This window comes from Streptomyces venezuelae, from assembly GCF_008642295.1.
GTDB classification, from domain to species: domain Bacteria; phylum Actinomycetota; class Actinomycetes; order Streptomycetales; family Streptomycetaceae; genus Streptomyces; species Streptomyces venezuelae_C.
Genome location: NZ_CP029190.1, coordinates 4,584,942 through 4,611,310, shown reverse-complemented (window position 1 = coordinate 4,611,310; position 26,369 = coordinate 4,584,942). Strand labels below are relative to the sequence as shown.

The window sequence follows — 26,369 nt, the reverse complement described above, 5'->3', positions numbered from 1 at the left end:
GGGACGCCGCTTGGTCGGGGGCTCCCACGTTCAATGCGCGCCGCTTCGGCGCGGCTCGGTCAGCCGAGCCGCTCCACCAGCGCGTGGTACTGGTCCCACAGCTCCTTCGGAGTGTGGTCGCCGTAGGTGTTCAGGTGCTCGGGGACCAGGGCGGCCTCCTCACGCCAGACCTCCTTGTCGACGGTGAGGAGGAAGTCGAGGTCCTCGGCCGGGAGGTCCAGGCCTTCGAGGTCCAGGGACTCCTTGGAGGGCAGGATGCCGATGGGGGTCTCGACGCCCTCGGCGGTGCCGTCGAGGCGGCCGACGATCCACTTCAGGACGCGGCTGTTCTCGCCGAAGCCCGGCCACACGAACTTGCCCGCGTCGTTCTTGCGGAACCAGTTCACGTAGTAGATCTTCGGGAGCTTGGCCTGGTCCTTGTCGGCGGCGACCTTGACCCAGTGCGCCATGTAGTCGCCCATGTTGTAGCCGCAGAACGGCAGCATGGCGAAGGGGTCGCGGCGCAGCTCGCCGACCTTGCCCTCGGCGGCGGCGGTCTTCTCGGAGGCGATGTTCGAGCCGATGAAGACGCCGTGGTTCCAGTCGAAGGACTCGGTGACCAGCGGGACGGCGGAGGCGCGGCGGCCACCGAAGAGGATCGCGGAGATCGGGACGCCCTTGGGGTCCTCCCACTCGGGGGCGATCGTCGGGCACTGCGAGGCCGGGACGGCGAAGCGGGCGTTGGGGTGGGCCGCCGGGGTCGAGGACTCCGGGGTCCAGTCGTTGCCCTTCCAGTCGATGAGGTGGGCGGGCGCCTCCTCGGTCATGCCCTCCCACCACACGTCGCCGTCGTCGGTGAGCGCGACGTTGGTGAAGACGGTGTTGGCGTACATCGTCTTCATGGCGTTGGCGTTGGTGTGCTCGCCGGTGCCGGGGGCGACGCCGAAGAAGCCGGCCTCGGGGTTGATCGCGTAGAGGCGGCCGTCCTCGCCGAAGCGCATCCAGGCGATGTCGTCGCCGATGGTCTCGACCGTCCAGCCGGGGATCGTGGGCTCCAGCATGGCGAGGTTGGTCTTGCCACAGGCGGACGGGAACGCGGCGGCGACATAGCGGGGCTCACCCTGCGGCGGGGTGAGCTTGAGGATCAGCATGTGCTCGGCGAGCCAGCCCTCGTCGCGGGCCATGACCGAGGCGATGCGGAGCGCGTAGCACTTCTTGCCGAGCAGGGCGTTGCCGCCGTAGCCGGAGCCGAAGGACCAGATCTCGCGGGTCTCCGGGAAGTGCGAGATGTACTTGGTGGTGTTGCACGGCCACGGGACGTCGGCCTCGCCCTCGGCGAGCGGAGCGCCGAGGGTGTGGACGGCCTTGACGAAGAAGCCGTCGGTGCCGAGCTCGTCGAGGACGGCCTGTCCCATGCGGGTCATGGTGCGCATGGCGACCGCGACGTAGGCGGAGTCGGTGATCTCGACGCCGATCGCGGAGAGGTCGGAGCCGAGGGGGCCCATGCAGAACGGGACGACGTACATCGTCCGGCCCTTCATGGAACCGCGGAAGATGCCCTGCTCACCCGTGAAGATGTCCTTCATCTCCGCCGGGGCCTTCCAGTGGTTGGTCGGGCCCGCGTCCTCTTCCTTCTCGGAGCAGATGAAGGTCCGGTCCTCGACGCGCGCGACGTCGGAGGGGTCGGAGGCGGCGTAGTACGAGTTCGGGCGCTTGACCGGGTCGAGCTTCCTGAAGGTGCCCTTCGCGACGAGCTCCCCGCACAGGCGCTCGTACTCGGCCTCGGAACCGTCGCACCAGACGATCCGGTCGGGCTGGGTGATCGCTGCGATCTCGGTCACCCAGGTGATCAGTTCCTGGTGCTTCGTCGGGACGGTGGTGGGAGCCGCGTTGTCGCGCGCCACGATTGCTCCTTGTCGAGGGGTTTTTTGGGTATGCCCCGTGGGGGCTGCGACCCGGACGCTTCGCGCTCCGCTCATCCGGTGCCGACCGCACTCATCTGATCATCCGGTGGATGTGCGCATATGTCCAGGGGGCCTCTCACGTGAGCATCGCCACTCGATTCAATCTTCGGTAAAGCACAAGATCGACGCGATATACGGGCTGCCGGAAACCTACGGACCCGTAGGTAGCATGTGCGGCATGACTGCAGAAGCCCTCGCCAAGCCGATGATGCGCGGCTGGCTGCACGCCGGGATGTTTCCCGCCGTGGTCGTCGCCGGACTGGTGTTGATGGCGTTCACCGACTCGACCGGTGCGCGGATCGCGTGCGGGGTGTACGCCCTCACCGCATGCCTGCTGTTCGGGGTGAGCGCCCTCTACCACCGGGGCACCTGGGGTCCGCGCGGCGAAGCCATCCTGCGACGGCTCGACCACGCCAACATCTTCCTCATAATCGCCGGCACCTACACGCCGCTGACCGTGCTGCTGCTGCCGCCCTCCACCGGGCGCACCCTGCTCTGGGCGGTCTGGCTGGCCGCCGCGGCCGGGATCGCCTTCCGGGTCTTCTGGGTCGGCGCCCCGCGCTGGCTCTACACCCCCTGCTACATCGCCATGGGCTGGGCCGCGGTGTTCTTCCTGCCCGACTTCATGCGGACCGGCGGCATCGCCGTGCTGGTGCTGGTGATCGTCGGCGGGCTGCTCTACAGCGCGGGCGGGGTCATCTACGGAATGAAGCGGCCCGACCCCTCCCCCCGCTTCTTCGGGTTCCACGAGGTCTTCCACTCCCTGACCCTGGTCGCCTTCGTCACCCACTACGTGGGGATCTCGCTGGCGGCGTACAGCCACGCCTGAACATCCGGACGCCTGGACGCACGGTGCCCCGGCCCCCGCGAGCGGGGTCCGGGGCACCGGCGTATCGTCGGAATCGAGGGAGTCGCCCGGCGGTCCACCAGGGCCGTGACCGTGGCCCTGACTCTTCGTCACCCTTCCGGTCTCCGCAGACACCGAAGGAAGACACATGAACAGGCATCACCGCATCGCACTGCTCGCATCCCTCACCGCCTCGGCGCTCGCCCTCGGTCCGGTCGCGGCGGCAGCCGCCACCGGGGAGGCCACGGCCGTGGCCGCGGCCCCCACCGGAACCTGTGCGCTGGTCAAGGGCGACCTCGCTGCGAACAACCGGCAGACCTTCGACCTGAAACTGTCCGGCTGGCCCCGCAGCAGCAAAGTGGTGATCTCCGGACCCAGGGGGTCCGAGACCGTCCGGGTCGCGTCCAACGGCAGATTCACCGACGAGGACGTCAAGCACGGTAACTACCGGGTCCGGGAGGACCGGCGGAACGCGGCCAACGTCAGGTGCAGCTCGGTGCCGGGGCCCGGCCAGGCCCAGGGGAAGAGGGCGAACGTCTCGGACGTCAACGCGGTGGTCGCCATCCGGTCCGGCAACGTGAAGTGCCCCGGCTTCAAGATGAACGCCAGCGGCGAGATCACGACCTCGACCGCCGGCGACGTGAAGTACCGCTGGGTCCGCAGCGACGGAGCCAAGTCCGGTGTGCTGACCCTCAACTTCCCGACGGCCGGCACCAAGTCGATCCCCATCTTCACCTACACCCCCGACCCCGGAGCGGCCCCCGGTGACAAGCTGATCGGATTCGCGCAGGTCGTGATCGAGGGCGAAAGCGAGACATCGAACCAGTCCAACTTCAACCTGACCTGCATCGCCTGACGGCAGGGATCACCAGGCGGGGCTAATCACAGGCGAACCCGTTGCAGTCCGGATCGAGCCGCAGCGGGTCGCTGCCGTTGACCTTCATCCGCTTCGGATACTTGTGCGCGGCCAGCCAGTCGCACCGCGCCTTCGACGTGCTCTTCACCTCCGCCGGGAAGACCGTCGGCACGCACACCGTGGCCGTGCCGTAGTGCCGGTCGCAGCCCGCGATCCTCGGGCTGACCGGGACCGAGTCCCGCTTCGCCGGGTTCTTCTTCGCCGGGCCCAGCCGGTCCGCGAAGCCGTGCTCGTGCGCCGCCGGCTGCCGCTCGCCCGAGAAGGCCGCCAGCGCCGGCGCCCCGCCCACGTGCACCCACTGCGCGATCGAGGGCACGCCATTGGCATCCACCGCGAACAGCATGTACCAGCCGGGCGGTGCCAGGTTCGGGTTGCTGGTCACGTTCAGGTCCACCGTCGTGTCGTTGACCACCGTCAGCGGCAGGTCCACAAACCGCTGGTTCGGGTCCGAGGAGTGGGTGACGGCGGCCGGCCGGATCAGCTCCGCCTTGGCGATGGGCCGGTTGACGGTGATCCGCTGCGTGTCCCCGTACACCCACTGCGTGTCGATCACCGAGGTGATCTGCGGCCGGGGGCCCTTGAACAGATAGGGCGGGGTGTAGACCGACACGTTGTGGTTGTACGTGCCGTTGCCCGGGTTGTCGCCGACCGACATCACCCGGCCGTCGGGCATCAGGAAGGACGCCGAGTGGTACGTCCGCGGCACCGGGTCGGTGGCCAGGCCCGGCTGGTACGTGTTGGTGGCCGGGTCGAAGAACGAGGCCTCGAACACCGGGTCGGCCCGGTCGTGCAGTGCGCCGCCGGTCTCCAGCACCTTGCCGTCCGGCAGCAGCACCGCCGAGACGTACATCTTCCCCTCGGCCCCGGTCTGCGGACGCTTGCCCGCGCCCTGGTCGACCAGGCCCTGCGGCAGGTCCGGGCCGGCCGTGTAGGCGGGGCTCGGCTGCTTGAGGTCGATGATGTCGGTGAGCCGGTTCGCCGCCGGGTTGGTCTCGTTGTTGCCGCCGCCGATGGTCAGCACCCGCTGGTCCTGGGCCGGGGGCAGCAGCACGCTCGCCGATTCGTCGCGCTGGTCCTTGTTCCGCAGGCCCGGCACGTCGGTGATGGTGTTCGCGTCGTAGTCGTAGACCGAGGCGCCGGTGCCCGGGGTGCCGTTGCCGAAGGTGTGGCTGCCCGAGTAGAACAGCCGCCCGTCCTGCATCAGGATCATCGACGGGTACAGGCCCCAGTACGACCAGGTCTGGTTGACCTCGCCCATCGGCAGCCATTTGTGCTGCGCCGCCGAGAACTTCTCCGCCGTCACATTGCCCGTGGAGTCCTCCTTCAGACCGCCGAAGGAGATCACGTCACCGTTGCCGAGGATCGTCGCCGACGGGTACCAGTGCCCGCCGTTCATGTCGTTGGTCCTGGTGTACTTCTCGGTTACCGGGTCGAAGACGTAACTGTCCTTCAGGCCCTGGTAGCCGATCGTGCCGTCGGCCGACGGATAGCCCTTGTTGCCGCTCATCACCAGCACCCGGCCGTCGGACAGCTGCACATGGCCGGCGCAGAACATGTCCACCGGGGTGGGGATGGACTTGAACGAGCCGTTCGCCGGGTCGTACACGGCTGAGGTGAAGGTGCCCGCGTTGAACTGCGCGATGTCGTTCCCGGAGCCGGCGATCAGCAGCACCTTGCCGTTCTTCAGCACGACGGCGTGCATGGACCGGGTCGGGTTCTTGGCCGGAATCACCTCCCACTTGCCCTTCGCGCACTCCTCCGCGGTCCCGGTGCAGGCGGGCGGGGGCGCGGTGACCCCGACCTCCTCCATCGTGTAGTCGTCGGTGGTGAGCGTGCCCACCCCGTACACCGACAGCCCCCACGCGATCTTGTCGGTGTTGGGCGGCACCACCGGGGTCCGGACCTCGGCACGCGACCACCCGGCACTCACCGGCGGATTCTGCAGATCGGTCCAGTAGTGCCAGGCCCCGGTGCCGGCATCCCGCCGGAAGACGGTCACCGACACGTCCGGGGTGGTGGACTTGTACCAGGTCGACAGGTCGTACTGCCTGCCCGGGACGACCGCCGGCGCACAGGCCGTGTTCTCGGTGACCAGTGCCTTCCGGTCGCCGTCCACCCGTCGGGTCAGCGCCACCCGCATCGCCTTGGTGCCGGAGTGGGCGTCGGCGACGGTGCTGAAGGTGAAGTCGTTGTTGCCCCAGCCGGACTTCGACCAGCAGGAGGGCATGTCGGAGCCGGCGGGGCCGGCGGTCTCGAAGCCGGGGTTGGTGAGCAGATTGGGCGGACCGGCCGTGGCCTGCTGCGGTGCGGTCAGCAGCAGGCCCCCGGCCATCGCCCCGACGGCGAGCAGGGCGGCGCGGCGCCGTCCTCGCCGCGCCCGTCGGTTCGGGGTGCGCATGGGTACGTCCTCCCTCGGTTCCTGCGGGTGTTCCGTACGGCTCTACGGCTCTGATGGGTCAGGTCAGCGGGCCGCGCGGCGGTGCTTGGCGCCCGTGCGCGGCAGATAGACGAGGGCTTCGGTGGCCGCGAACCGCACCATGAAGGTGGTGACCAGTGCGAGGGCGGTGGCCGGCAGCACCGAGAGGCCGAACCGGGTGACGAACAGGGCGATCAGCGGTATCCGCAGCAGCAGGTCGGCGTTGGCGAGGAGGGCGAACCGGCCGATCCGGTCGGCCCAGTGGCGGTGCCGGCGCCGGTCGCGGAAGAGCAGCGTCTCGATCAGAACGAAGTTCCACAGCACCCCGGCCTGGTTGGCGACGATCTCGGCCGGCAGGTAGTGCACGCCCGCCCCGGTGAGCAGCCACAGCGCGAACAGGTTCGGTACGAACCCGGACAGCCCGATCAGGCCGAAGCCGGCCATCCGGGACAGCCGGGTGGCCGTCCGCAGGGAGGCCAGGTGGGCCAGGAAGCGCAGGCCCTCCTTGGCGGTGGACTTGGACTCCCCCGCGAACCGCTCCTGGAAGACGAACGGCACCTCGGCGACCTTCGCCGGGCGGCAGCGGACCGCCAGCTCCAGCAGGATCTTGTAGCCGAGGGGTGTGAGGACCTCGGCGGTGACCACCTGGCGGCGCATCGCGAAGAATCCGCTCATCGGGTCGCTGATGCCGCGCAGGGCCCGTGGGAACAGGCCCTTGGTGAGCCAGGTCGCGCCCCGGGAGACGGCGATCCGGTAGTTCCCGGCGAGGCCGGCCCGGCTGCCGCCGCTGATGTAGCGGGAGGCGACGACGAGCTGGGCGCCGGTGCGCTCGCCCTCGCCGACGAGTTCGGGCACCAGGTGCGGCGGATGCTGGAGATCGGCGTCCATCACCACGATCCAGTCGCCGGCCGCCCGTTTCACCCCTTCGACCACGGCGCCGCCGAGCCCGCCGACGGCCTGTTCGCGGTGCAGGACGTCGACCGGGAAGGCGCAGTCCCGGGCCGCCTTCTCGATCACCTCGGGGGTGTCGTCGGTGGAGTCGTCGACGAACAGGACCTCGACCGCCAGATGGGCCGGGAGGGACTCGCCCAGCCGGCGGAGCAGTTCGCGGACGTTCCCGGACTCGTTGAAGGTCGGGATGATCAGGGTGACGCTGCCGGGCGCGGGGACTTCGGCGGATTCGACCGCCGGATCCCCCAGCGCGCGGGTCCACAGGTCTTCGCTCATCGCCGGCCCCCGCTCTCGGTCTCGGTCTCGGTCTTGGGATCGGGGGTGGTCCGGCGGATCTCGATGCGGTCCTCGCCGGTGCCGAAGACGGCGACCGGGGCGGAATGCTCCAGGGCGGCCTTCACGGTGGGCAGGTTGCGGGCGTCGCGGCGCACGGTCGGCGAGGACACGACATAGTCCACGTCCCGCCAGCCCCGCGGCAGGGTCTGGGTGACGGCCGGGTCGAGGTCGGCCTTGTAGAACCAGATGGCGCCGTTGCCCGGCTCGAACCCGGCGTGGACGGCGTCCAGCCACAGCGCGTCGTCGAGCAGCACCCGGGTGCCGCGCGGGTCCGCCACCTCGGTGCCGAGCCAGGCGGCGGCCTGCCGGTAGGGGCCGTTGGCGTCCACGGTGAGCGCGGTGCGGTTGCCCTCGTACCAGCGCGGTACGAGGTACCCGGCGGCGGCCGTGGCCAGGACCGCGGCCAGCGCCCAACGGGCGTACACCGGGACCCGGTTGGTGCCCCGGCGCAGCACGGCGTGGGCGACGCTGGCCGCGCCCCCGGCGAGGACCAGGGCCAGGAAGGGCAGGGCCTGGATCACGTACATGGCGGGCAGGTAGCCGGAGGGGCGCATCGCGACCAGGCCCAGGATCACCACGGCCAGGGCCGGACCGGCCAGCGCGCGGGCCGTGACCGACCAGCGGTAAGTGACCAGCAGGAGCACCGCGCCGGCCAGCCCGCCGAGCGGCAGCACGGTGTCGTAGTACAGCCAGGACTGGAAGACCCCGTGCGAGCCGGAACCGGGGTCGAGGATGAAGCCGGAGCCCTCGCGGCCCATCTGGTAGGTGATCCCGCCGATCAGCGAGACATGCCCCTTGCCGGGGAACAGTTCGCCGTTGAGCAGCGCGTACAGCGGATAGGCCAGGCCGATCAGGGTGCAGGCGGTGATGGCACCGGTGACGGCGAACTTGCGGGTGTCCCGGTGGCTGTGCCGCCACATGGTCACCAGCAGTGCCGGCAGCACCACCAGCATCGTCTCCTTGGTGAGCACGGCGGTGGCGGCGGCCAGCCCGGAGCCGAAGTGGTGCCACAGGTGCCGGCTGGGCGAGGCGGCCAGGCAGAACGCCAGCAGCATCCACATCACCGCGAGGTTGTCCAGGAAGATCTCGCGCTGGAGGACCACGGAGAGCGGGGACAGCCCGAACAGGCCCATGGCCAGGCCGGCCGCCCAGCGCGGCAGCCACAGCCTGCGGGCCAGTACGTACAGCAGGACGGCACTGGCGGCCGACACCGCGAGCATGGCGTACCGCATCGAGGCGACGGTCATCGACTCGGGGCCGAGGAGGGAGGGCAGCCAGGTGAGGCCGGCGATCTGGATCCAGCCGAGCGGCGGATGGTCGTACCAGTAGGTGTAGTGGGCCAGCCCCTCGCCCTGCTGGACCGCCCAGGCCTGCGCGAGGTAGGTGCCCTCGTCGTCGGACAGGGCCGGGAAGGCGGTGATGTTCCAGCCCTGGACCAGCAGGATCACCAGCAGCAGGGCACCGCAGAGCAGCAGATCGGGGCGGGAGGAGCGGAAGCGCACGAACGGCCTGGCGGTGACCGTCCGGTGGGGCCGGGGTGCCGGCGCCGTATCGGCGGGGCGGACCGGATCGACGACGACGGCGGCTGCGGCGATGGCGGCGGTGGACTGGGGATCAGTGGCCGTGGGCAGGGTGGCGGTCACTGGCGGCTGTCCTCTCGGGCAGAGGTCGTGGCGGTGGCGAGGTGCGCACCGACATGGCTGGTGAGCTCCCACTCGTTGCGTCCGCGCTGCTCCCGCCAGACCGCACGGATCGCGGCGCCGGCCAGCATGACCTGGTAGAACGGGCCGCCGACGACGAGCTTGAGGTAGTGCACGAAGCGCACGCGCAGGCCGTACTGGCGGCCGAAGTCGTGCAGTCCGACGATCTCGAAGACGAAGGTGACCATCGCCGTGATCATGGGCAGGAAGGTGATGATGGCGATCCCGACGGGGACGTCGAGGAAGACCGCGATGGCGAAGTTCAGCGGGATGATCACCCCGGAGGCGGCCTGCAAGAACGGGGTCATCAGGGTGTAGCGGGCCAGCCAGCGCTGGCCGCGGCCGGGCAGCTGCTGCCAGTCCTTCTTGCGGTAGACCTGGAGAAAGCCCTGGTTCCAGCGGGTGCGCTGCTTGAGCAGGCTGACCAGGGAGCCGGGGGTCTCCTCGCGGGTCACCATGTCGGAGTCGTAGGCGACGACCACCTTCTTGCCGACGGAGGACAGCCGTACCCCGAGGTCGCAGTCCTCGGCCAGGCAGTTCTGGTCCCAGCCGCCGGCCTCGCGCAGCACCTCGGTGCGGACGAAGACGGTGTTGCCGCCGAGCGGGATGAACCCCTTCTGGGCGTGCAGGTGCAGCCGGGAGCGGAACCAGAAGAAGTACTCCAGGCAGTTGCGCAGGCTGTACCAGCTGGAGTGGAAGTTGATGAGCTGGACCCCGCCCTGGACCACGTCGGCGCCGGTGGTGCGGAAGGCGTGGTCGACATGGGCGAGGAGCTCGGGGTGGACCTGGTCCTCGGCGTCGAAGACCCCGACGATGTCGCCCCGGCAGTACGGGAGCGCGGTGTTCAGGGCCTTGGGCTTGTTCTTCGACTCGTGGTGGTCGGTGACCACCCGGACCCTTTCGGGTGCGCGGGCGGCGGCGCGTTCGGCGACGGCCGCGGTCTCGGGATCATCGTGGCCGACGATCACGATGATCTCGTAGTCGGCGTGGCTCGATTCGAGCAGCCGGTCGATGGTGTGCTCCAGCACGGCCTGTTCGTGACGGGCCGGCAGGAGCAGTGAGAACGCGAGCCGTCCGCCGCCGTCGGGCCGGTCGAAACGGGTCGCGGCGAGCGTCTCGGGCGTGCGCCACGCGTGCATCTGCCACCAGAGCGTGAACGCGGCCATCCAGAAGAGTGCGAGCGAAACGGCAGCAATGAAGACAGACGTGTACAAGTGTCCCCCACAGGCATGCGGCAGCCCCGCAAGGCCGCACGGCCGCAACGACGTCTGAAACCCCCGGAGGAAGGCCTGTCGGCCTGACGACCTGCCGGCCTGAGGACCTGCCGGTCTGACGACCAGCCGGTCCGACGGCCTGACGGCCTGGCGGCCGGCCCCCCGGCCCGCCGCCACCCCCGCTGTCCCCCCAGCAGCGCACCCCCCAGTGCGCGATCCCGAGATCCCGGACCGGATCTCCCGAAGACTAGAGATTAGGCAGAGAACGTGAAACGCAGACGCTCTTCAGATAAAAACCGTGTTTCCGAACGCAGTGGTCATCAAGCGGAATTGACGCTACTCCGGCATTTTCAGGGACGAAGCACGCCCAACTGCCCCGCAAGTTCGACCGGATCTGTCGTAGGCCGCGCGCAGACGAAATGTCGACACACATACGCCGTCGGAAGGTCGCGAACGAGCGTGCGCTCGGCCAGCAGGGGGAACTCCCCGTCTCCCGCCCCCGGACCCTGCGGCAGACCCACCGCCACCACAGCCCCGGGAGCCGTCCCCAGCAACGCCGTCCGGTGCAGCGCGGCCGTCGCCGGATCCTCCGGATGGCCCACCACCGCGACCTCCCGCGGCCCGTCCAGCAACGCCTCCGCGACCGCCAGCCCGTGCCCGATGAAGCGCGGGACGCGCGGACCCAGCGCATGCACCACTCCGAGCGCCCGCTCGGCCGCCGTGCGATGCGCCTCCGAGCCGGTGTGCGCCGCGTACGACAGCAGCGCGCCCGCCGCGGCCGTCCAGCCGGACGGGGCGGCGTTGTCGGTCGGGTCCTGGGGCCGCCGGATCAACCGCTCGGCGTCGTGCGCCGTGTCGTACAGCGTGCCGTCCTCGGCGACGAACCGGTCGAGCACCAGGTCGACCAGGAACCCGGCGAACTCCAGCCAGACGCCCTCGCCGGTGACCCCCGCCAGGGTGAGGAACCCCTCGGCGACATCGCCGTAGTCCTCCAGCACCCCGGCGTTGCCGCCCACCGTCCCGTCCCTGCTCGTCCGGTACAGCCGGGCCCGGCCCGCCGTGGCGTCGAAGTGCACCCGCACCAGCAGGTCCGCGGCCTCGGTGGCCCGCTCGATCAGGTCCGGCCGCTCGAAGTAGGCCCCGCACTCGGCGAGCGCGGCGATCGCCAGCCCGTTCCAGGCCGCCACCACCTTGTCGTCCCGCCCGGGCGCCGGCCGCCCGGCCCGCGCCGCCAGCAGCCGCGCCCTGATCCCCTCGATGCGCTCCCCGTCGGCCGCCGGCCCGTCCTGCGGCAGCTGGAGCACCGACGTCCCGTGCTCGAAGGTCCCCTCCTCGGTCACCCCGAAGTACCCGGCGGCCAGCGCCCCGTCGGCCTCCCCCAGCACCTCGCGCAGCTCCGCCGTGCTCCAGACGTAGTACGCGCCCTCCACATGCCGGCCGGTACCGTCGTCACTGTCGGCATCGAGGGCGGAGGCGAACCCGCCCTGCCCGGTCCGCAGCTCCCGGACCATGAAGTCGGCGGTCTCCAGCGCCACCCGGCGGGCGAGCTCGGAGCCGGTGGCCCGCCAGAGGTGCGCATAGGCCCGGCAGAGCAGCGCATTGTCGTAGAGCATCTTCTCGAAGTGCGGGACCAAAGGTCCATTCGGGCGCGGTGTGAGTACGTACCGGTGGAACCCGCCTCCCACCTGGTCGTACAGGCTCGAACGAGCCATCGCGCCGCACAGCCCCTCGGCCATCTCCAGCGCCGCCACGGAACCGGCACGCGCGTGGTGCCGCAACAGGAACTCGATCACCATCGACGGCGGGAACTTGGTGTCTCCCCTGAACCAGCCGCTCGCGGGGTCGATGTCCCGGGTCAGTTGAAGGAGAGCCAAGGCCTGAGTCTCGTCGGTGGGCAAGCCTGCGGACTCGATACTCAGCTGCCGCCCGGCAAGGTCCCTGGTGATCTTCGCGGCGACTTCGCCCACCTCGTCTCGCCGACTCGTCCAAGCGCTGTGGATGCCTTCGAGCACCTGCCGGAAAGACGGCATCCCGTGGCGGGGCTCCGGCGGGAAGTACGTACCGAAGTAGAACGGCTCCCCGTCCGGCGTCATGAAAACGGACATGGGCCAGCCGCCCTGTCCCGTGGCCGCCTGCACCGCCTCCATATAGACGGCGTCCACGTCGGGCCGCTCTTCACGGTCGACCTTGACGGACACAAAGTGGTCGTTCATGTACACAGCGGCGTCGTCGTCCTCGAAGGACTCGTGCGCCATGACATGGCACCAGTGGCACGCGCTGTAGCCGACACTCAGAAACACAGGGACGTTGCGCCGCCGCGCTTCTTCGAACGCGCCGGCCCCCCATGGCCACCAGTCGACGGGGTTGTCCGCGTGCTGGAGGAGGTAGGGGGACGTGGCCTGCGCAAGTCGGTTCGGCATACCCCCATCCTTACGCACGCACCTCCGCCCCGCTCATACGCCACAGAGGCAACAAACAGATTGCGTAGGAGTCCAGCGCGAACTCACTTCTCGCTGGTTTCCTTCTTCGACAACCAGTCGAACTCAAGCCGTTCCAGGATGGGGGTGTGGTCCCCCTGCCGCGCAGCGGGCTTGACCGTGATGCCCTTCTTTCCAAGAGCGCACTTCAGGAGCATCCGCTTGTCCCCCATATCCGCCGCTTCCCATGCCTCACGCAGGGTGCCGATCTGCGTGAGGGGCGAGAGGTTCGCCTCCGCGTCCAATGCCTCAAGGGTCGCGGTGATGCTCTCGACAACGGCGCGCTGCCCTTCGCTCAGCTCCTCGAAGCGCTCTTCGTCCATCTTCCCGTACAGGTAGAAGTCGTCTTCGAGCTTCTTCACACGCTGCTCAGCCGCCTCAAGGGCCTTCTGAGCCTCGTCCTTCTTCGCCTGCGTTTCGGGGTCCGCGAAGGCGAGCCACCGGCGGGCCATCTCGATGACCACCGGGTCACCGGGTTCAAGGGCCGTGATGTGGTGGACCCAAGCCTGTCCGACCGCGTGGTCGATGCGGTCGGCGAGGGTCACCACTCCCTCGCAGATGGACTTGCCCCGCGTCTGCCGGACCTCACACCGGTAACGTCCGCCACGGTGGCTCATCGAGCCACCACATGACTCAAACTCCCCCGTGCCCTTCTTGTCCCGTAGCCGCCCGCATCGGTAGCTACCGGTGCCCAGATACTTCGCTTCCGGCTTCCCCTTCGACCACCGTTCATCGGTCCGCTCGGCAATGAACGCCTTGATCTTGAACCACTCGCCCGGCGTCACGACCCCCGTGCCGCACATGATGACTTCGCCCCTCTCATTGCGCAGGGGCTCGCCGTACCCCTCCCAACTGTCCAAGGGGTTGCCGTGCTCGTCCGTCTTGCGCCGCCGGACCGGGACCATGCCGGCGAAGAGCGGGGACTGAGCCAGCTTGCTCACCGCCGTGGGCGACCAGGTGGCACCGCTCCGGGTCCGGTACCCCTCCTCGTTGAGTTGGTGCGCGGTGCCCTTCGTCGTCTTCCTGTCGAGCAAGAGGTCCGCCAGCCTGCGGGCTGTGCTGTACTCGTCGGGATGGGGTTCGACCTTGCCGCTTCCGGGCGCGCTGTACAGACCGAACGGGGGCCTGCCCGTTCCCCTTCGGCCTTCCGCCTTGTGCGAGTCATGGCCGATCTTCACGCGTTTCGCCATGTCCTTCGCTTCCTCCCTGGCGCGCTCGCTCAGGATCGCGAAGACCATGCGGCCACCCTGTGATGAGTCCAGCCCTTCGGAAACGGAGACGAGCCGCGATTGCCGGCGGTCGAACTCGTCGAGTATCCGACCCACGGCCCCCATGCCGCGTCGGTCGAAGCGGTCCGCCTTCCACACGCCGAGCGTCTTGGACTTGCCGTCCATGATCGCTTGCGTGGCCTTCTCGAACTCCCGGCGTCTGACGTAGGACTTGGAGGCTGAGAGCTGCTCGAACCAGACATGCCGGATCTGAAGTCCGTTCGTCTGCGCCCAGCGCACCACGTCCCGCAAGTGCCCCCGCAGCGTGGCCAAGTCTTCCTTCTTGTTGCTTCGTCGCAGGTAGGCGTCCATAAGTCCGGACGGCTCGGCCGTCGCGGGCTTGCCCAGTCCCAGGGCATCCAGTTCCTCAGGGCTGAGCCCCAACCCGACCAGCGTCGCTTGATCCTCGCGCACCTCAACCCCCTCTGCTCTCAGGGGAAATGGTAGGGAAGCGGTGGACTCTGGGCCGCTACTTCCTCAAAGTGCGGGACGATCCATTCCTGCTCCACCGAGTACCGCTCGCGAAGCCGCCTCGGGCGGCGCCGTACCCGGGGGTCAACCCAGCAGCGCCTGCGCCATCCCCTCGGGCCCAGGGCCGTGGTTCCGGTTTCTCGGTTTCGCCTCAACTACCTCTGAACCAGCTCAGATTCCCTCGCGCTCCCGCGGGTCGCGCAGGACACTGGGGAGCTCTACCGGAGCGCTCGGAGGGGGATGCTGATGCGGGACAGCCATCGGAGCGAGGCGGAGCGGCTGCTGGTACGGGCCGTCGACGAGGAAGTCCGGCGGGCCGCTGCGGCGGGGCCGGCGATCGACCGGGAGGCGTTGCTGACCCGGGCCCGGGAGGCGCTGGACGCGCTGGCGGCGAGTGCCGCGGTGGAGTACGAGGCGTACGTACGGGCGCTGGACGCGGCGGCGGCCGGGGAGCAGTCGCTCGGGGACGCGTTCCGCCGGGGCGATGCGTCCACGGCCATGCTGGTGACCGCGGTTGCCGCGGTGGCGGCCTTCGGGGCGGATCTGGCGCTCGGGGTGGCGGCGGGTCCCTCGCTGGGCGCGGGCGCGCTGGTCGGGGTGGCCGGGGCGGTGGCGACGGTGGCGAAGGTGACGGGGGCCCACCTGCCGGCCGCGCACCGCCGGGCCGGGGCGCTGGGCCAGCCGGGCGGGCCGGAGCAGTTGAAGCTCCAGTGGCTGTCGGCGCTGGAGGTGCGCGGGATCCGGCCGTTTCTGGAGCAGCAGCGGAAGGTGGCGGCGGCGTCCCGGGTGTCCCGTGCGGTGAAGCCGGCCGCGCCCCCGCAGCTGCGCGGGGCGGACCGCAGTGCGGAGGCGCGCCGACGGAGCGTGCTGGAGCAGAGCTTCGGTCAACTGCCGGAACTGTCAGGCGGGTTCACGGGCCGGCGGTCGGAGATCACCCGGATCGCGCAGTGGGTGCAGGCGGCCCGGGCCAGTACGGAGACCCGGCCGGTGGTGGTGCTGCTGCACGGGGAGCCGGGGGTGGGCCGGACGGCGCTTGCGGTGCGGGTGGCGCACCACCTGCGGGACCAGTACCGGGGTGCGTGCGTGGTGGACCTGCGGGGCGGCCGGCCGGGCGGGGAGGCCCCGCTGCCGACCCGGGAGGCGTTGCTGCACCTGCTGAACCGGCTGGGTGCGCCGCGGGAGCAGCTGCTGTTCCGGGACCGGTCCTCGCCGGAGCAGCAGGCGCGCCGGCTGGGCGAGTTGTACCACCAGCAGGTACAGGGGCTGGCGGTGGCGATCGTGCTGGACGATGCGGTGGACGCGGAGCAGGTACGGGCGCTGCTGCCGGTGCGGTCGGATTCCCTGGTGCTGGTGACCTGCCGGGAGCCGCTGGAGCTGCCGGCGGACCTGCCGGCCTGGGTGCACCGGCTGGAGGTGGCGCGGCTGCCGGCCGCGGAGGCGGCCGAGCTGGTCAGGTCGGGTGTGCAGGGGGTGCGCGGGGCGACGGGACCGGACGGGGCGACGGCCGGGGGTCCGGAGGCGGCCGTCGCCGAGGCGGCGGGCGGGCTGCCGCTCGCGCTGCGGATGCTGGGCCCGCTGCTGGCCCGGCGGGACGCCGGCGGCCTGGCGGAGGCGATGCGCGCCGGGGCGGGGGCGGAGCCCGGGAACGGCACCGGCACCGGCGGGCCCGGGGCCGGCGGCGGGACCGGGGTGCCGCCCGCAGCCGGGCCGGCCGAGCGGGCGCTGCGGATCGCGGACGCCGAGCTGGGCGAGCAGGCCGGCCGGCTGCTGCTGCGCCTGCCGCTGGCCGGCCGGGCTTCGCTGGGCGCTGCTGCCGCCGCCGCGCTGCTGGACGTACCGGAACCGGCGGCCCGGCAGGCGCTGGAGGAGCTCTGGCGGGCGGGTCTGATCGACCGGGTGCGCGGGGACCGGTTCCGGATGCACGACGTGGTGCGCGCGTACGCGGCCTCCAGACAGCTGCGGGCCACCGACCGGGAGGCCCTGGCCGCGGCCCACGAGCGGCTGATCCGCAACTATGCGCAGCTCGCCGACGCGGTGATCCGCATGGTGGACGGGAAGACCTCGACCCGGGCGAACCAGTTCGACGGCCACGGGTTCGGTTCGCCGGCCGCGGCACTGCGCTGGCTGGACGAGGAGTCGAGCTTCATCACCGCGGCACTGCGGCACACCGAGGGGGTGGACCAGCGGGCGGTACTGGACCTGCTGGGGGCCCTGTGCGACTACTGCCTGCTGCGCGGGGACCTGTACCGGCTGGGCGAGATCAACGAGCTGACCCAGGCGGTGGAGGCCGGCCAGGGGCTGCTGGTGCGGTCGGTGCAGTGGCGCACCGGCATCGCGGCGCGCCAGCTCGGTGAGCTGGACAAGGCGCGGACCACGCTCACGGAGGTGGTGGACCGGTTCCGGGAGGCCAATCAGCAGGCGGGCGCAGCGCGCGCACTGGTCTCGCTGGGGATCACCCTGCACCACCAGGGGCACCTGCCGGAGGCGGGCGCGAAGATCCGCGAGGCGATCGCGATGCAGGCGGACCGGGAGCTGGCGGGCGACCGGGCCTGGGCGATGCACGCGCTGGCGGCGGTGGAGCGGGATCTGGCGCATCTGGCGGAGGCGCTGTCGCTGCTGAAGGAGTCCCTGGCCCTGCACCGGGAGAGCGAGAGCGTACACGGGGAGGCGTGGGCGCATTTCCAGCGCGGGCAGGTGTATCTGCGGATGGACGACGTCCCGGCGGCCGAGTCGGAGTTCCGGCTGGCGCTGGACCTGTACGGGCGGACGCGCGACGCCCGCGGCGAGGCGTGGGCGCTGACCCAGCTGGGGCGGGCCCGGCTGGTGGGCGGGGACCCAGCGGAGGCGGCGGACCGGCTGCGGGAGGCGCAGGCGCGGCACCGGGAGGCGGAGGACGCGCGGGGCGAGGCGTGGTCGCTGTACTACCTGGGGCAGGCGCTGGAGGAGCGGGGCGAGCGGGACCCGGCGGTGCGGGAGCTGGAGCGGGCGCGGACGATGTTCTCGCGGATGCGGGACGTGTACGGGCTGGCGTGCGCCCGGCACCATTCGGGCCGGGTGACCCGCGACCAGCGCGCGGCGCAGACCGGCAACCTGCGGAATTCGGGTTTCGCCCGGCAGCTGCTGGTGGACGCGAAGGCGGACTTCCAGCGGATCGGGCTGGCGCACGGCGAGGGGTGGACCGCGCTGGAGCTGGCGGTGGTGGACGCCGGCAACGCGCGGACCCCGCAGGCGCTGGCGCTGTGCGAGGAGGCGGCCCGGCTGTTCGCCTCGTACGGGGACCGGCGGGGCGAGGACTGGGCGCGTTTCCTGCGGTGCACGCTGCTGCCGTACGCGGGCGAGGCGGAGGCGGCCGGCCGTGAGCTGGCCGAGCTCACCGCGGCGCCGCATCCGCTGCGGGACCCGCGGCTGGAGGACTGCGCGGAGGCGTACGCGCTGATCCTGGGGCGGGGGGTGGACCCGGCGGAGGGCTGGCAGGCGTGGCGCCTGCAGATGGTTCCGAACCGGCACTCGCGGGAGATCATGGGAGTCCCGGTACCAACCCCTTCGAGCTGACCCCCACCCCGCCCTGCGGGCCGCCCCTTCGGGAGCCCGACCGCCCCGGGCTGCGGACTCCGCGCCGCGGACTCCGGGCCGCAGGCCGCGCCGTCCGAGCACCGACCGCCCGGGGCTCCGGGCCGCGAGGCCGGGCCCTGAGCCCTGGGCCCCGGGCTCCGGGCCCGCAGGCCGGGCCACCGGCGGCCACAGGGTCCGTGGCACGTCGGGCACGTCGGGCACGTCGGGCACGTCGGGCACCCGAACGTACCCCGCGTCGGCCCCGTCCAGGACGAAGTGGCACGCGCGGCGGCCCGCCGGCCCACCCGTTTTCCGGGGCGGGCCGGGCCGGCGGGTGCGCGCCGAGTGGGTTAGGCCTTCGGCTGGTCCGGGGCCGGGGCGGCGGCCTTCGCCGTCGCCGGGGCCTCCTCGAAGTCGACGCGGCCCATGTGGCGGTTCATCGACTTCATCAGGGCCCACACGCCCACGGCGAGTGCCGCGAACACGAGGAAGCCGAGGACGCCCGGCGTCACCTTGTTCTTGTCGAAGGTGTCGGCGGCCAGCGGAAGGAAGTGGGTCACAGCTGCCTGCGTAGCGCTCATGGCTACGCATTCTCCCGGATGCCCGCGAAGAGGTCGTCCTCGGGGAGGGAAGTGTCGACGAGCGACTTCGCCAGCTCGTACTCCTCCGTGGGCCAGACCTCCTTCTGGATGTCCATCGGGACGCGGAACCAGCCGCCGTCGGGGTCGATCTGGGTGGCGTGCGCGATCAGCGCCTTGTCACGGATCTCGAAGAACTCCGCGCACGGCACGTGCGTGGTCAGGGTCCGCTCCTTGCGCTCGAACTCCTTCCAGCGCTCCAGCCATTCCCCGTAGGGGGATTCCATGCCGCGGTCCAGCAGCGCGTTGTGCAGCGCGATGGTGCGCGGCTTGTTGAAGCCCTGGTTGTAGTAGAGCTTCTGCGGCTGGTAGGCCGCCCCGAACTCGGCCTCCGGGTACTTCTCGGTGTCCGCCGCACCGTCGAAGGCCACCATCGTGATCTTGTGGGTCATGATGTGGTCGGGGTGCGGGTAGCCGCCGTTCTCGTCGTACGTGGTGATGACCTGCGGCCGGAAGGCGCGGATCTTGCGCACCAGGCGGCCGGCGGCCTCGTCCACGTCCTCCAGGGCGAAGCAGCCCTCGGGCAGCGGCGGCAGCGGGTCGCCCTCGGGCAGGCCGGAGTCGATGTAGCCCAGCCATTCCTGGTCGACGCCGAGGATCTCGCGGGCCTCGTCCATCTCCTTGCGACGCACCTCGTGGATGTTCTCCTCGATGTACTTGTCGCCCTGGAGCTTGGGGTTCAGGATCGAGCCGCGCTCACCACCGGTGCAGGTGACGACGAGCACGGGTACCCCTTCGGACACGTACTTGGCCATGGTGGCCGCACCCTTGCTCGACTCGTCGTCGGGGTGGGCATGGACGGCCATCAGTCGAAGCTGCTCGGTCAAGACGGGATCCTCTGTGATTCGGCACGACAGGCGACTTCTATAGTGACCGAATCGGGGGACGGAAAATTCCGGGGCCCCGGAGGAGAGGATCGATCATGAGCTCGGTGCGAGAGGGCCTGCCCGAGGGCCGGTACGGCCGTTCCGCGGACGCGAGTGCGGACCGCAAGCTCAAGATCGTCGGATCCGTGCTGGGTGTGGCCCTGCTGGGTGTGGTCGGCTGGATCGGCTGGGACTACGTGGCCGGGCAGACCGTCAGCGCCGAGGTGATCAAGTACGACGTGGTGTCGGACTCCGAGGTGCAGGTCCACCTGGAGATCCGCAAGGAGGCCGGGGTCGCCGGCGTCTGCACCCTGAGCTCCCAGGACAAGGACCACGCCGAGGTCGGCCGGGCCGATTTCACCTTCGACCGGCCGGAGAAGCGCCTCGACGAGTTGGTCTCCCTGAAGACCACGGGCCGGGCGACCATGATCGAGCTCGTCGGCTGCCAGCCGGCCGGCTCGGCCCGCTGACCTCGGGAAGCGCCCCCGCCCGTCCTGAGCACCGTCGGAACACCCGTCCGGAGCAGCGCACGAACCGGGCGACGGCCGTGCGGCGACCGGCAATGACACACTTCATACACACGGTGTCCTCCCCCTTTTCTTCCCGAATTGTTAGGCTCGTGGTTTCGCCCGCACTGCCCCATCGCATGCGCGGCCATGAAGTCCCCTGTACCGACGAGGAGCACCTGTGACCCAGACGAGCGAGAACGTCACCTGGCTGACCCAGGAGGCGTACGACCAGCTCAAGGCCGAGCTGGAGTACCTGTCTGGTCCCGCACGTACGGAGATCGCCACCAAGATCGCGGCTGCCCGCGAGGAGGGTGACCTCCGGGAGAACGGCGGTTACCACGCGGCGAAGGAAGAGCAGGGCAAGCAGGAACTGCGCGTCCGCCAGCTCACCCAGCTCCTGGAGAACGCCAAGGTCGGCACGGCGCCCGCGTCCGACGGGGTCGTCGCGCCCGGCACGGTCGTGACCATCGCCTTCGACGGCGACCCGGACGACACGATGGAGTTCCTGCTGGCCTCGCGCGAGTACGCGTCCTCGGACTTCGAGACGTACTCGCCGCAGTCCCCGCTGGGCTCCGGCGTCATGGGCAAGAAGATCGGCGAGGACGCCGCGTACGAGCTGCCGAACGGCAAGACGGCCTCGGTCCGGATCCTCGGCGTCAAGCCCTTCACCGGCTGATCACCCCTCTTCTCACTCCTCTTCCGCGCACCCGGAACCGGAACACGAAGGCCCCCACCCTGCCGGTGGGGGCCTTCGCATATCCGGCGCGTACCGGATACACCGCACGGACCGGGACGGTCAGGCGGTGGCCGAGCGGTACTTGCGGACCGCCAGGGTCCGGAAGACCACGACGATCAGTACGGACCAGAGGACCGACGCGAGCACCGGGTGCTGCATCGGCCAGGCGTCCGGCGCCTGGTACCCCGGTGGCAGGTTGCCGAACAGCTCCCGGGCCGCCTGGACGGTCGCGCTGAACGGATTCCACTCCGCGATGTGCCGCAGGAACGTCGGCATGTTGTCGGAGGGGACGAAGGCGATCGAGATGAACGTCAGCGGGAAGAGCCAGATCAGGCCGCCCGAGGTGGCCGCCTCCGGAGTACGCACCGACAGGCCGATCAGCGCCCCGATCCAGGAGAACGCATACCCCAGGAGCAGCAGCAGGGCGAAGCCGGCCAGCACCTCGGGGATGCTCTCGTGGGTGCGCCAGCCGACGAGCAGCGCGACGACCGCCAGCACCACCAGGGTGAGGGTGGTCTGCACCAGGTCCGCCAGGGTCCGCCCGGTCAGTACCGCGCCGCGGGCCATGGGCAGCGACCGGAAGCGGTCGATCAGGCCCTTGTGCATGTCGTCGGCGATACCGGCGCCCGCGCCGGCCGTGGCGAAGGTGACCGTCTGGGCGAAGATGCCCGCCATCAGGAACTCCCGGTATGCCTGCGGCGAGGTGTTGCCGCCCACACTGATCGAACCGCCGAAGACGTAGCTGAAGAGCACGACGAACATCACCGGCTGGATCACACCGAAGATGATCATCTCGGGGATGCGGGACATCCGGATGAGATTGCGCTGGGCGATGACCAGCGAGTCGCTGACCGACTGGACCACCCCGCCGCGCGGCCGGGACGCGGACGCGGACGGGGACGCGGACGCAGGCCTTCCGGCGGCCGTGTCGCCGGAGGTGTCTTTGGTGACGGTCACGTGGCCGCCTCCTCGGTGAGCGCGGTCGCATGACCGGTGAGGGAGATGAACACGTCGTCGAGGGTCGGGCGGCGCAGCCCGATGTCGTCGATCTCGATGCCCTGCCCGTCCAGATCGCGGATGACCTCGGCGAGCAGCTTGGCGCCACCGCTCACCGGGACGGTGAGCTTGCGGGTGTGCTCCTCGACCGTGGTCTCGCCCTTGCCGAAGCCGGACAGGACGGTGCGGGCGGCCGGGATGTGCGCCGGATCGTGCACCACGACCTCCACCCGCTCGCCGCCCGTCTGGGCCTTGAGCTGGTCCGAGGTGCCGCGGGCGATGACCCGGCCGTGGTCGACCACGCAGATGTCGTGGGCGAGGCGGTCGGCCTCCTCCAGGTACTGGGTGGTGAGCAGCAGGGTGGTGCCGCCGGCCACCAGTTCCTCGATGACCTCCCACAGGGCCTGCCGGTTGCGGGGGTCGAGGCCGGTGGTCGGCTCGTCCATGAACATCACCGGCGGGCGGACGACCAGCGCGGCGGCGAGGTCGAGGCGGCGGCGCATACCGCCCGAGTAGGTCTTGGCGGTCCGGTCGGCGGCATCGGCGAGGTTGAAGCGTTCGAGCAGCTCGGCCGCGCGGGCCTTCGCCGCCTTGGAGCTCATCTGGTAGAGCCGGCCGACCATCTGGAGGTTCTCGCGGCCGGTGAGGTATTCGTCGACGGCCGCGAACTGGCCGGAGAGGCCTATCGAGCGCCGGACCTCGTTGGGGTGCTTCAGTACATCGATCCCGGCGACGGTGGCTTTTCCGCTGTCGGGCTGGAGGAGGGTGGTCAGGACCCGGACGGTGGTGGTCTTTCCCGCTCCGTTGGGGCCGAGCAGGCCCAGGACGGTTCCCTCGGGTACATCGAGGTCCACCCCGTCCAGGGCCCGCACATCACCGAAGGTCTTCACCAGACCTTCGGCGTAGATCGCGCCTGGCATATGGATTCTCCCAGCGTGAATCGGGTGTTTCCTGCGCAAATCCTATGGGGAGCACCGAGATACCCCCAGGACCCCCACATGGACGACATACGGCATCCTCGCCACCGCCTGCTGCTCAGCTCAGCTCATGACGAGGTATCCGGCAGTGTGCAGGGCCCGGGCGACCTCCGTGCAGTGTTCCGGCCCCTTGGTCTCCAGGTGCAGCTCCACCTCCACCTCCGTGAGCCCCAGCCGCGGGTCGGTCCGGACGTGGCTCACGTCCAATACATTCGCATCCACCACTGACAGCACACCCAGAAGTCCCGCGAGCGCCCCCGGCCGGTCCGCCACCCGCAGCCGCAGCGAGAGGTAGCGGCCGGCCGCCGCCATGCCGTGCCGCAGGATGCGCTGGAGCAGCAGCGGATCCACGTTGCCGCCGGACAGCACCGCGACCACCGGCCCCTTGCCGTACCGCTCCGGCTCGCTGAGCAGCGCCGCCACCGGACTGCAACCGGCCGGTTCCACCACCAGCTTGGCCCGCTCCATGCAGAGCAGCAGGGCGCTGGACAGGGCGTCCTCGGACACCGTACGGACGTCGTCCAGCAGCTCGCCGATGATCCGGAAGGGCACGTCCCCCGGACGCCCCACCTTGATGCCGTCGGCCATGGTGCTGGGGTTGTCGATGGACACCGGGTGGCCGACGGCCAGCGACGGCGGATAGGCCGCCGCGCCCGCCGCCTGTACGCCGATCACCTGGACGTCCGGGCGCAGCGCCTTGACCGCCACCGCGATGCCGGCGGCCAGCCCGCCGCCGCCGATGCCGACCAGGATGGTCCGCACCTCCGGGCACTGCTCCAGGATCTCCAGGCCCACCGTGCCCTGGCCCGCGATGATGTCGCGGTGGTCGAAGGGGTGGATGAACACCGCCCCGGTCCGCTCCGCGTACTCCTCGGCCGCCGCCAGGGTCTCGTCCACGACCTGGCCGTGCAGCCGCACCTCGGCCCCGTACTCACGGGTCGCGGCCACCTTCGGCAGCGGGGCCCCGACCGGCATGAACACGGTGGACCGGACCCCGAGCAGGGAGGAGGCGAGGGCCACGCCCTGCGCATGATTGCCGGCGCTGGCCGCCACCACCCCGGCGGCGCGCTGCTCGGGGCGCAGGCAGGCGATCCGTACGTACGCTCCGCGCAGCTTGAAGGAGCCGGTGCGCTGGAGGTTCTCGCACTTGAGGTGGACCGGGGAGCCGGTGAGCGCGGACAGGTGCCGGCTGCCCTCCATGGGGGTCATCCGCGCGACCCCGGAGAGCATCTTCTGCGCCCCCCGGACGTCGTCGAGGATCACCTGGGGGACGGGCTCGGGCACGCGGTAGTTCATGCCGCCAGTCTCGCAGCCCGCAGGGGGTCGCGACGCGAGCCGACGGCCGGGCCGGCGGCGGGCCAGTCCGCGCCGCGGGCGAACCGGCGGCGGGTCGGTGCCGGTCTGCGGCCGGACCGGCCGTCAGCCCGGCCGTCGGCCCGCGGAGGGGACCGGGGCGAGGGCCGGGGAGAGGAGCGGCGGTGGACGCGGACCGGGCGGGACCGACCGGATCTCGCCATACGGAACGGCTTACCCGCCCAACGAAAACTCCCGCACACTTGCCCCCGGCACGGCCCGGGACCGGCGGGCTTGCCGTACGTGCCGGATCCGGCACCGCCAGTTCTGGCACGACGCATACGGGCCACAGTCCGGCCGCGTACGCTGTCCCCCATCCTTGTCGGCCCCATGTGAAGAGAGCCCACGGCCATGTCCTCCACCCCGGCCAATCCCGAGCTGCCGGCGCCCGCGGCGCCCGACGGAACTCCCGCCGGAGCCGGCCTCCTCGACGCGCTCCAGCACCAGGTCGCGCTCTTCGCCCGCCGGGCCGAGCAGACCCGCCTCGGCGGGGTCGGCCAGGCCCGCAACTCGATGGACCGCGCCGCCTACCTGCTGCTCAACCGGCTCGACCTGGAAGGCCCGATGGGCGTGAAGGCGCTGGCCGGCGGCATGGGCATCGACTCCTCCACCGTGACCCGGCAGGTCGCCCCGCTGGTGGACACCGGCCTGGTGAAGCGGACCTCGCACCCGGAGGACGGCCGCGCCGTGGTCCTGGCGCTGTCCCCGCGCGGCCTCGCCCGTCTGGAGGAAGTACGTTCCTCCCGCCGCGAATTGATGGCCCGGGTGACGGACGGCTGGACCGAAGAGGAGCGCGAGTCCTTCACCGCGCTGCTCACCCGCTTCAACCTGTCGCTGTCGGACCTGATGGGAGCGGCCTCCGAGGGCGGTCCGACCTCTTGACCCGGGCGGCCGGGCTGCCCGCACTATGAGGGTGTGAACGGGCCGACACCGACAGCTCACGAAATCCCCGCCGCCCAACGGGAGTTCGAGGCCTTCGTCGCGGGGGCGGCGGGCCGGCTCCTGCATGTGGCCATGCTGCTGACGGCAGAACCGGACGGCGAGAGCGCGGCGGCCCGGCAGTTGCTGGCCGGTGCGCTGGCCCGGACGTTCGCCGACTGGCCGCGGCTGCGGGGCGACGACCCGTACGACCACACCCGGCAGGAGCTGTGCGCCGCCTTCGCCCGCACGGCCTGGCGCCACCATCGCGGGCGCGGGGGTCCGCTGTCCCGGCTCCGGCCGCAGCAGCGGCTGGTGATCGTGCTGGTGGTGTACGAGGGCGTGGCCGAGGCGCAGGCCGCGGCGCAGCTGGGGCTGCCGGTGGAACGCCTGCGGACGCTGCGGGGCCGCGCGATTGCCGCCCTGCGGGCGCGGGAGCGGGGGGTGGCGGCGTGAGCGCCCCCGACCCCAAGGAGCGCGATGTCCGGCGGATGCTGGACGGACCGCACCCGGCGGTCCCGCCGGGCCTCGCCTCGGACGCCGCCATGCGCGGCACGAAGCTGCTCCGGCGACGGCGCAGGCTGCGCCGGGTGGGCTGGTGGCTGCTGCTGACGGCGGCGGTGGCCTTCACGGTCTGGGCCATCCTGACGGAACCCTGGACCCCACCCTCCCAACAAATCGCCCCACCCCTGGAATCCTGGTAACCCAGGGGCCCGGGGCGCAGCCGGGCGCCGGGGCCGGGCCCCCGCCACAACCCACCGGGCCGCAGGCCCGGGCGGTCGTTGGCGGGCCTTCGGCCCCGGACGGCAAGCCCGTGGGCGGGCCCGGGCGCAGGCAGGCGGTACCGGGCCGGAGGCCCGGGGCGCAGCCCCCTGGGTACCCGGCAGCCGGACGGCGGCGCCGGGGCCGAGCCCCGCGTGACAACCCACCGGACCGAAGGCCCGGGTCGGGCGCCGGTTCCGGGACCGGGCCCCACGCCACAACCCACCGGGGCCGAGGCCCGGGCGGTCGTTGGCGGGCCGAAGGCCCAGGCGCAGCCGGGCCCCGTGCCGGGCCGACACCCTGCCCGCGGGCCGAGGGCCCGGGCAGTCGGCACCGGGCCGGCCCCCCGCCCGCCGGCAGCGGGCCCGGGCCGCAGGCCCAGCCAGGCGGCGGCGCCGGGGCCGCACTCCCGCGCACCACAACCCGCCGGGCCGAAGGCCCGGGCAGGCGGTGCCGGGCCGGCACCCCCGCACGCGGGCCGAAGGCCCAGCCAAGCGGAGCCGGGGCCGGGCCCCGCGCCGTA

At 71.3% G+C, this 26,369-nt stretch carries 20 protein-coding genes; 8 read left to right on the top strand and 12 right to left on the bottom strand.

The genetic code is table 11. The features are described 5' to 3' along the window. Nucleotides 1-59 precede the first annotated feature (59 nt). Entirely contained in the window at nt 60-1,883 is a 1,824-nt protein-coding gene (locus DEJ50_RS20635) for a phosphoenolpyruvate carboxykinase (GTP) (protein ID WP_150209437.1), read from the bottom strand. Between the two features lie 229 nt (nt 1,884-2,112). Here DEJ50_RS20635 and trhA point away from each other — a divergent pair, with 229 nt between their 5' ends. Together trhA and DEJ50_RS20625 are read left to right on the top strand one after the other, a co-directional pair. After that, nucleotides 2,113-2,772, top strand: a complete 660-nt coding sequence (gene trhA / locus DEJ50_RS20630) for a PAQR family membrane homeostasis protein TrhA (RefSeq protein WP_190344591.1) — start codon at nt 2,113-2,115, stop codon at nt 2,770-2,772. Between the two features lie 166 nt (nt 2,773-2,938). Then, nucleotides 2,939-3,646: a hypothetical protein gene (locus DEJ50_RS20625; protein ID WP_150209435.1), complete on the top strand. Its 708-nt coding sequence runs from the start codon at nt 2,939-2,941 to the stop codon at nt 3,644-3,646. Between the two features lie 22 nt (nt 3,647-3,668). Here DEJ50_RS20625 and DEJ50_RS20620 read toward each other — a convergent pair whose 3' ends face one another. The 6 genes from DEJ50_RS20620 to DEJ50_RS20595 all read right to left on the bottom strand — a co-directional run bounded on the left by DEJ50_RS20620 (nt 3,669) and on the right by DEJ50_RS20595 (nt 14,482). Continuing rightward, nucleotides 3,669-6,038, bottom strand: a complete 2,370-nt coding sequence (locus DEJ50_RS20620) for a galactose oxidase-like domain-containing protein (protein WP_150212251.1) — start codon at nt 6,036-6,038, stop codon at nt 3,669-3,671. Between the two features lie 129 nt (nt 6,039-6,167). Beyond that, the gene (locus DEJ50_RS20615) at nt 6,168-7,349 is read right to left on the bottom strand and encodes a glycosyltransferase (protein WP_150209434.1); all 1,182 of its coding nucleotides are present in this window, start codon (nt 7,347-7,349) and stop codon (nt 6,168-6,170) included. Then, on the bottom strand, nt 7,346-9,052 hold the full coding sequence (locus DEJ50_RS20610) for an ArnT family glycosyltransferase (RefSeq protein WP_411757625.1): 1,707 nt from the start codon (nt 9,050-9,052) through the stop codon (nt 7,346-7,348). Before DEJ50_RS20610 ends, DEJ50_RS20615 begins: the two co-directional genes overlap by 4 nt. Continuing rightward, nucleotides 9,049-10,275: a glycosyltransferase gene (locus DEJ50_RS20605; protein ID WP_223837842.1), complete on the bottom strand. Its 1,227-nt coding sequence runs from the start codon at nt 10,273-10,275 to the stop codon at nt 9,049-9,051. Before DEJ50_RS20605 ends, DEJ50_RS20610 begins: the two co-directional genes overlap by 4 nt. A gap of 398 nt (nt 10,276-10,673) precedes the next feature. Then, on the bottom strand, nt 10,674-12,743 hold the full coding sequence (locus DEJ50_RS20600) for a thioredoxin domain-containing protein (protein WP_190344589.1): 2,070 nt from the start codon (nt 12,741-12,743) through the stop codon (nt 10,674-10,676). 83 nt (nt 12,744-12,826) lie between these two features. Further along, nucleotides 12,827-14,482, bottom strand: a complete 1,656-nt coding sequence (locus DEJ50_RS20595; protein WP_150209431.1) for a recombinase family protein — start codon at nt 14,480-14,482, stop codon at nt 12,827-12,829. Nucleotides 14,483-14,785: 303 nt separating this feature from the next. On the opposite strand from DEJ50_RS20595, the gene DEJ50_RS20590 reads away from it, so the two are divergent. Then, nucleotides 14,786-18,091, top strand: coding sequence for a tetratricopeptide repeat protein (locus DEJ50_RS20590; protein WP_150209430.1), 3,306 nt, complete (start codon nt 14,786-14,788; stop codon nt 18,089-18,091). Nucleotides 18,092-18,441: 350 nt separating this feature from the next. Here DEJ50_RS20590 and DEJ50_RS20585 read toward each other — a convergent pair whose 3' ends face one another. Next, nucleotides 18,442-18,672, bottom strand: coding sequence for a hypothetical protein (locus DEJ50_RS20585; RefSeq protein ID WP_150209429.1), 231 nt, complete (start codon nt 18,670-18,672; stop codon nt 18,442-18,444). Between the two features lie 2 nt (nt 18,673-18,674). Then, on the bottom strand, nt 18,675-19,556 hold the full coding sequence (gene mca / locus DEJ50_RS20580; protein ID WP_150209428.1) for a mycothiol conjugate amidase Mca: 882 nt from the start codon (nt 19,554-19,556) through the stop codon (nt 18,675-18,677). A 95-nt stretch (nt 19,557-19,651) separates the two neighbouring features. On the opposite strand from mca, the gene DEJ50_RS20575 reads away from it, so the two are divergent. Both DEJ50_RS20575 and greA read left to right on the top strand, forming a co-directional pair. Next, the gene (locus DEJ50_RS20575) at nt 19,652-20,065 is read left to right on the top strand and encodes a DUF4307 domain-containing protein (protein WP_150209427.1); all 414 of its coding nucleotides are present in this window, start codon (nt 19,652-19,654) and stop codon (nt 20,063-20,065) included. Between the two features lie 217 nt (nt 20,066-20,282). Then, nucleotides 20,283-20,780, top strand: a complete 498-nt coding sequence (greA, locus tag DEJ50_RS20570) for a transcription elongation factor GreA (RefSeq protein WP_150209426.1) — start codon at nt 20,283-20,285, stop codon at nt 20,778-20,780. Nucleotides 20,781-20,900: 120 nt separating this feature from the next. Here the strand turns inward: greA and DEJ50_RS20565 are convergent, their stop codons facing one another. The 3 genes from DEJ50_RS20565 to ilvA all read right to left on the bottom strand — a co-directional run bounded on the left by DEJ50_RS20565 (nt 20,901) and on the right by ilvA (nt 24,109). Further along, complete coding sequence (locus tag DEJ50_RS20565) at nt 20,901-21,704, bottom strand: ABC transporter permease (protein ID WP_150212249.1); 804 nt, start codon at nt 21,702-21,704, stop codon at nt 20,901-20,903. An 89-nt stretch (nt 21,705-21,793) separates the two neighbouring features. Continuing rightward, nucleotides 21,794-22,756, bottom strand: coding sequence for an ATP-binding cassette domain-containing protein (locus DEJ50_RS20560; RefSeq protein ID WP_150209425.1), 963 nt, complete (start codon nt 22,754-22,756; stop codon nt 21,794-21,796). Nucleotides 22,757-22,876: 120 nt separating this feature from the next. Further along, nucleotides 22,877-24,109: a threonine ammonia-lyase gene (ilvA, locus tag DEJ50_RS20555; protein ID WP_150209424.1), complete on the bottom strand. Its 1,233-nt coding sequence runs from the start codon at nt 24,107-24,109 to the stop codon at nt 22,877-22,879. Between the two features lie 408 nt (nt 24,110-24,517). Between ilvA and DEJ50_RS20550 the strand changes: the two genes are divergently transcribed. The 3 genes from DEJ50_RS20550 to DEJ50_RS20540 are packed head-to-tail and all read left to right on the top strand — an operon-like array spanning nt 24,518 to nt 25,788. Continuing rightward, nucleotides 24,518-25,048, top strand: coding sequence for a MarR family winged helix-turn-helix transcriptional regulator (locus DEJ50_RS20550; protein WP_223837841.1), 531 nt, complete (start codon nt 24,518-24,520; stop codon nt 25,046-25,048). A 33-nt stretch (nt 25,049-25,081) separates the two neighbouring features. Continuing rightward, the gene (locus DEJ50_RS20545; protein ID WP_223837840.1) at nt 25,082-25,540 is read left to right on the top strand and encodes an RNA polymerase sigma factor; all 459 of its coding nucleotides are present in this window, start codon (nt 25,082-25,084) and stop codon (nt 25,538-25,540) included. Further along, nucleotides 25,537-25,788: a hypothetical protein gene (locus DEJ50_RS20540; protein ID WP_150209423.1), complete on the top strand. Its 252-nt coding sequence runs from the start codon at nt 25,537-25,539 to the stop codon at nt 25,786-25,788. The genes DEJ50_RS20545 and DEJ50_RS20540 overlap by 4 nt, the downstream gene beginning before the upstream one ends. Nucleotides 25,789-26,369: the final 581 nt, after the last annotated feature.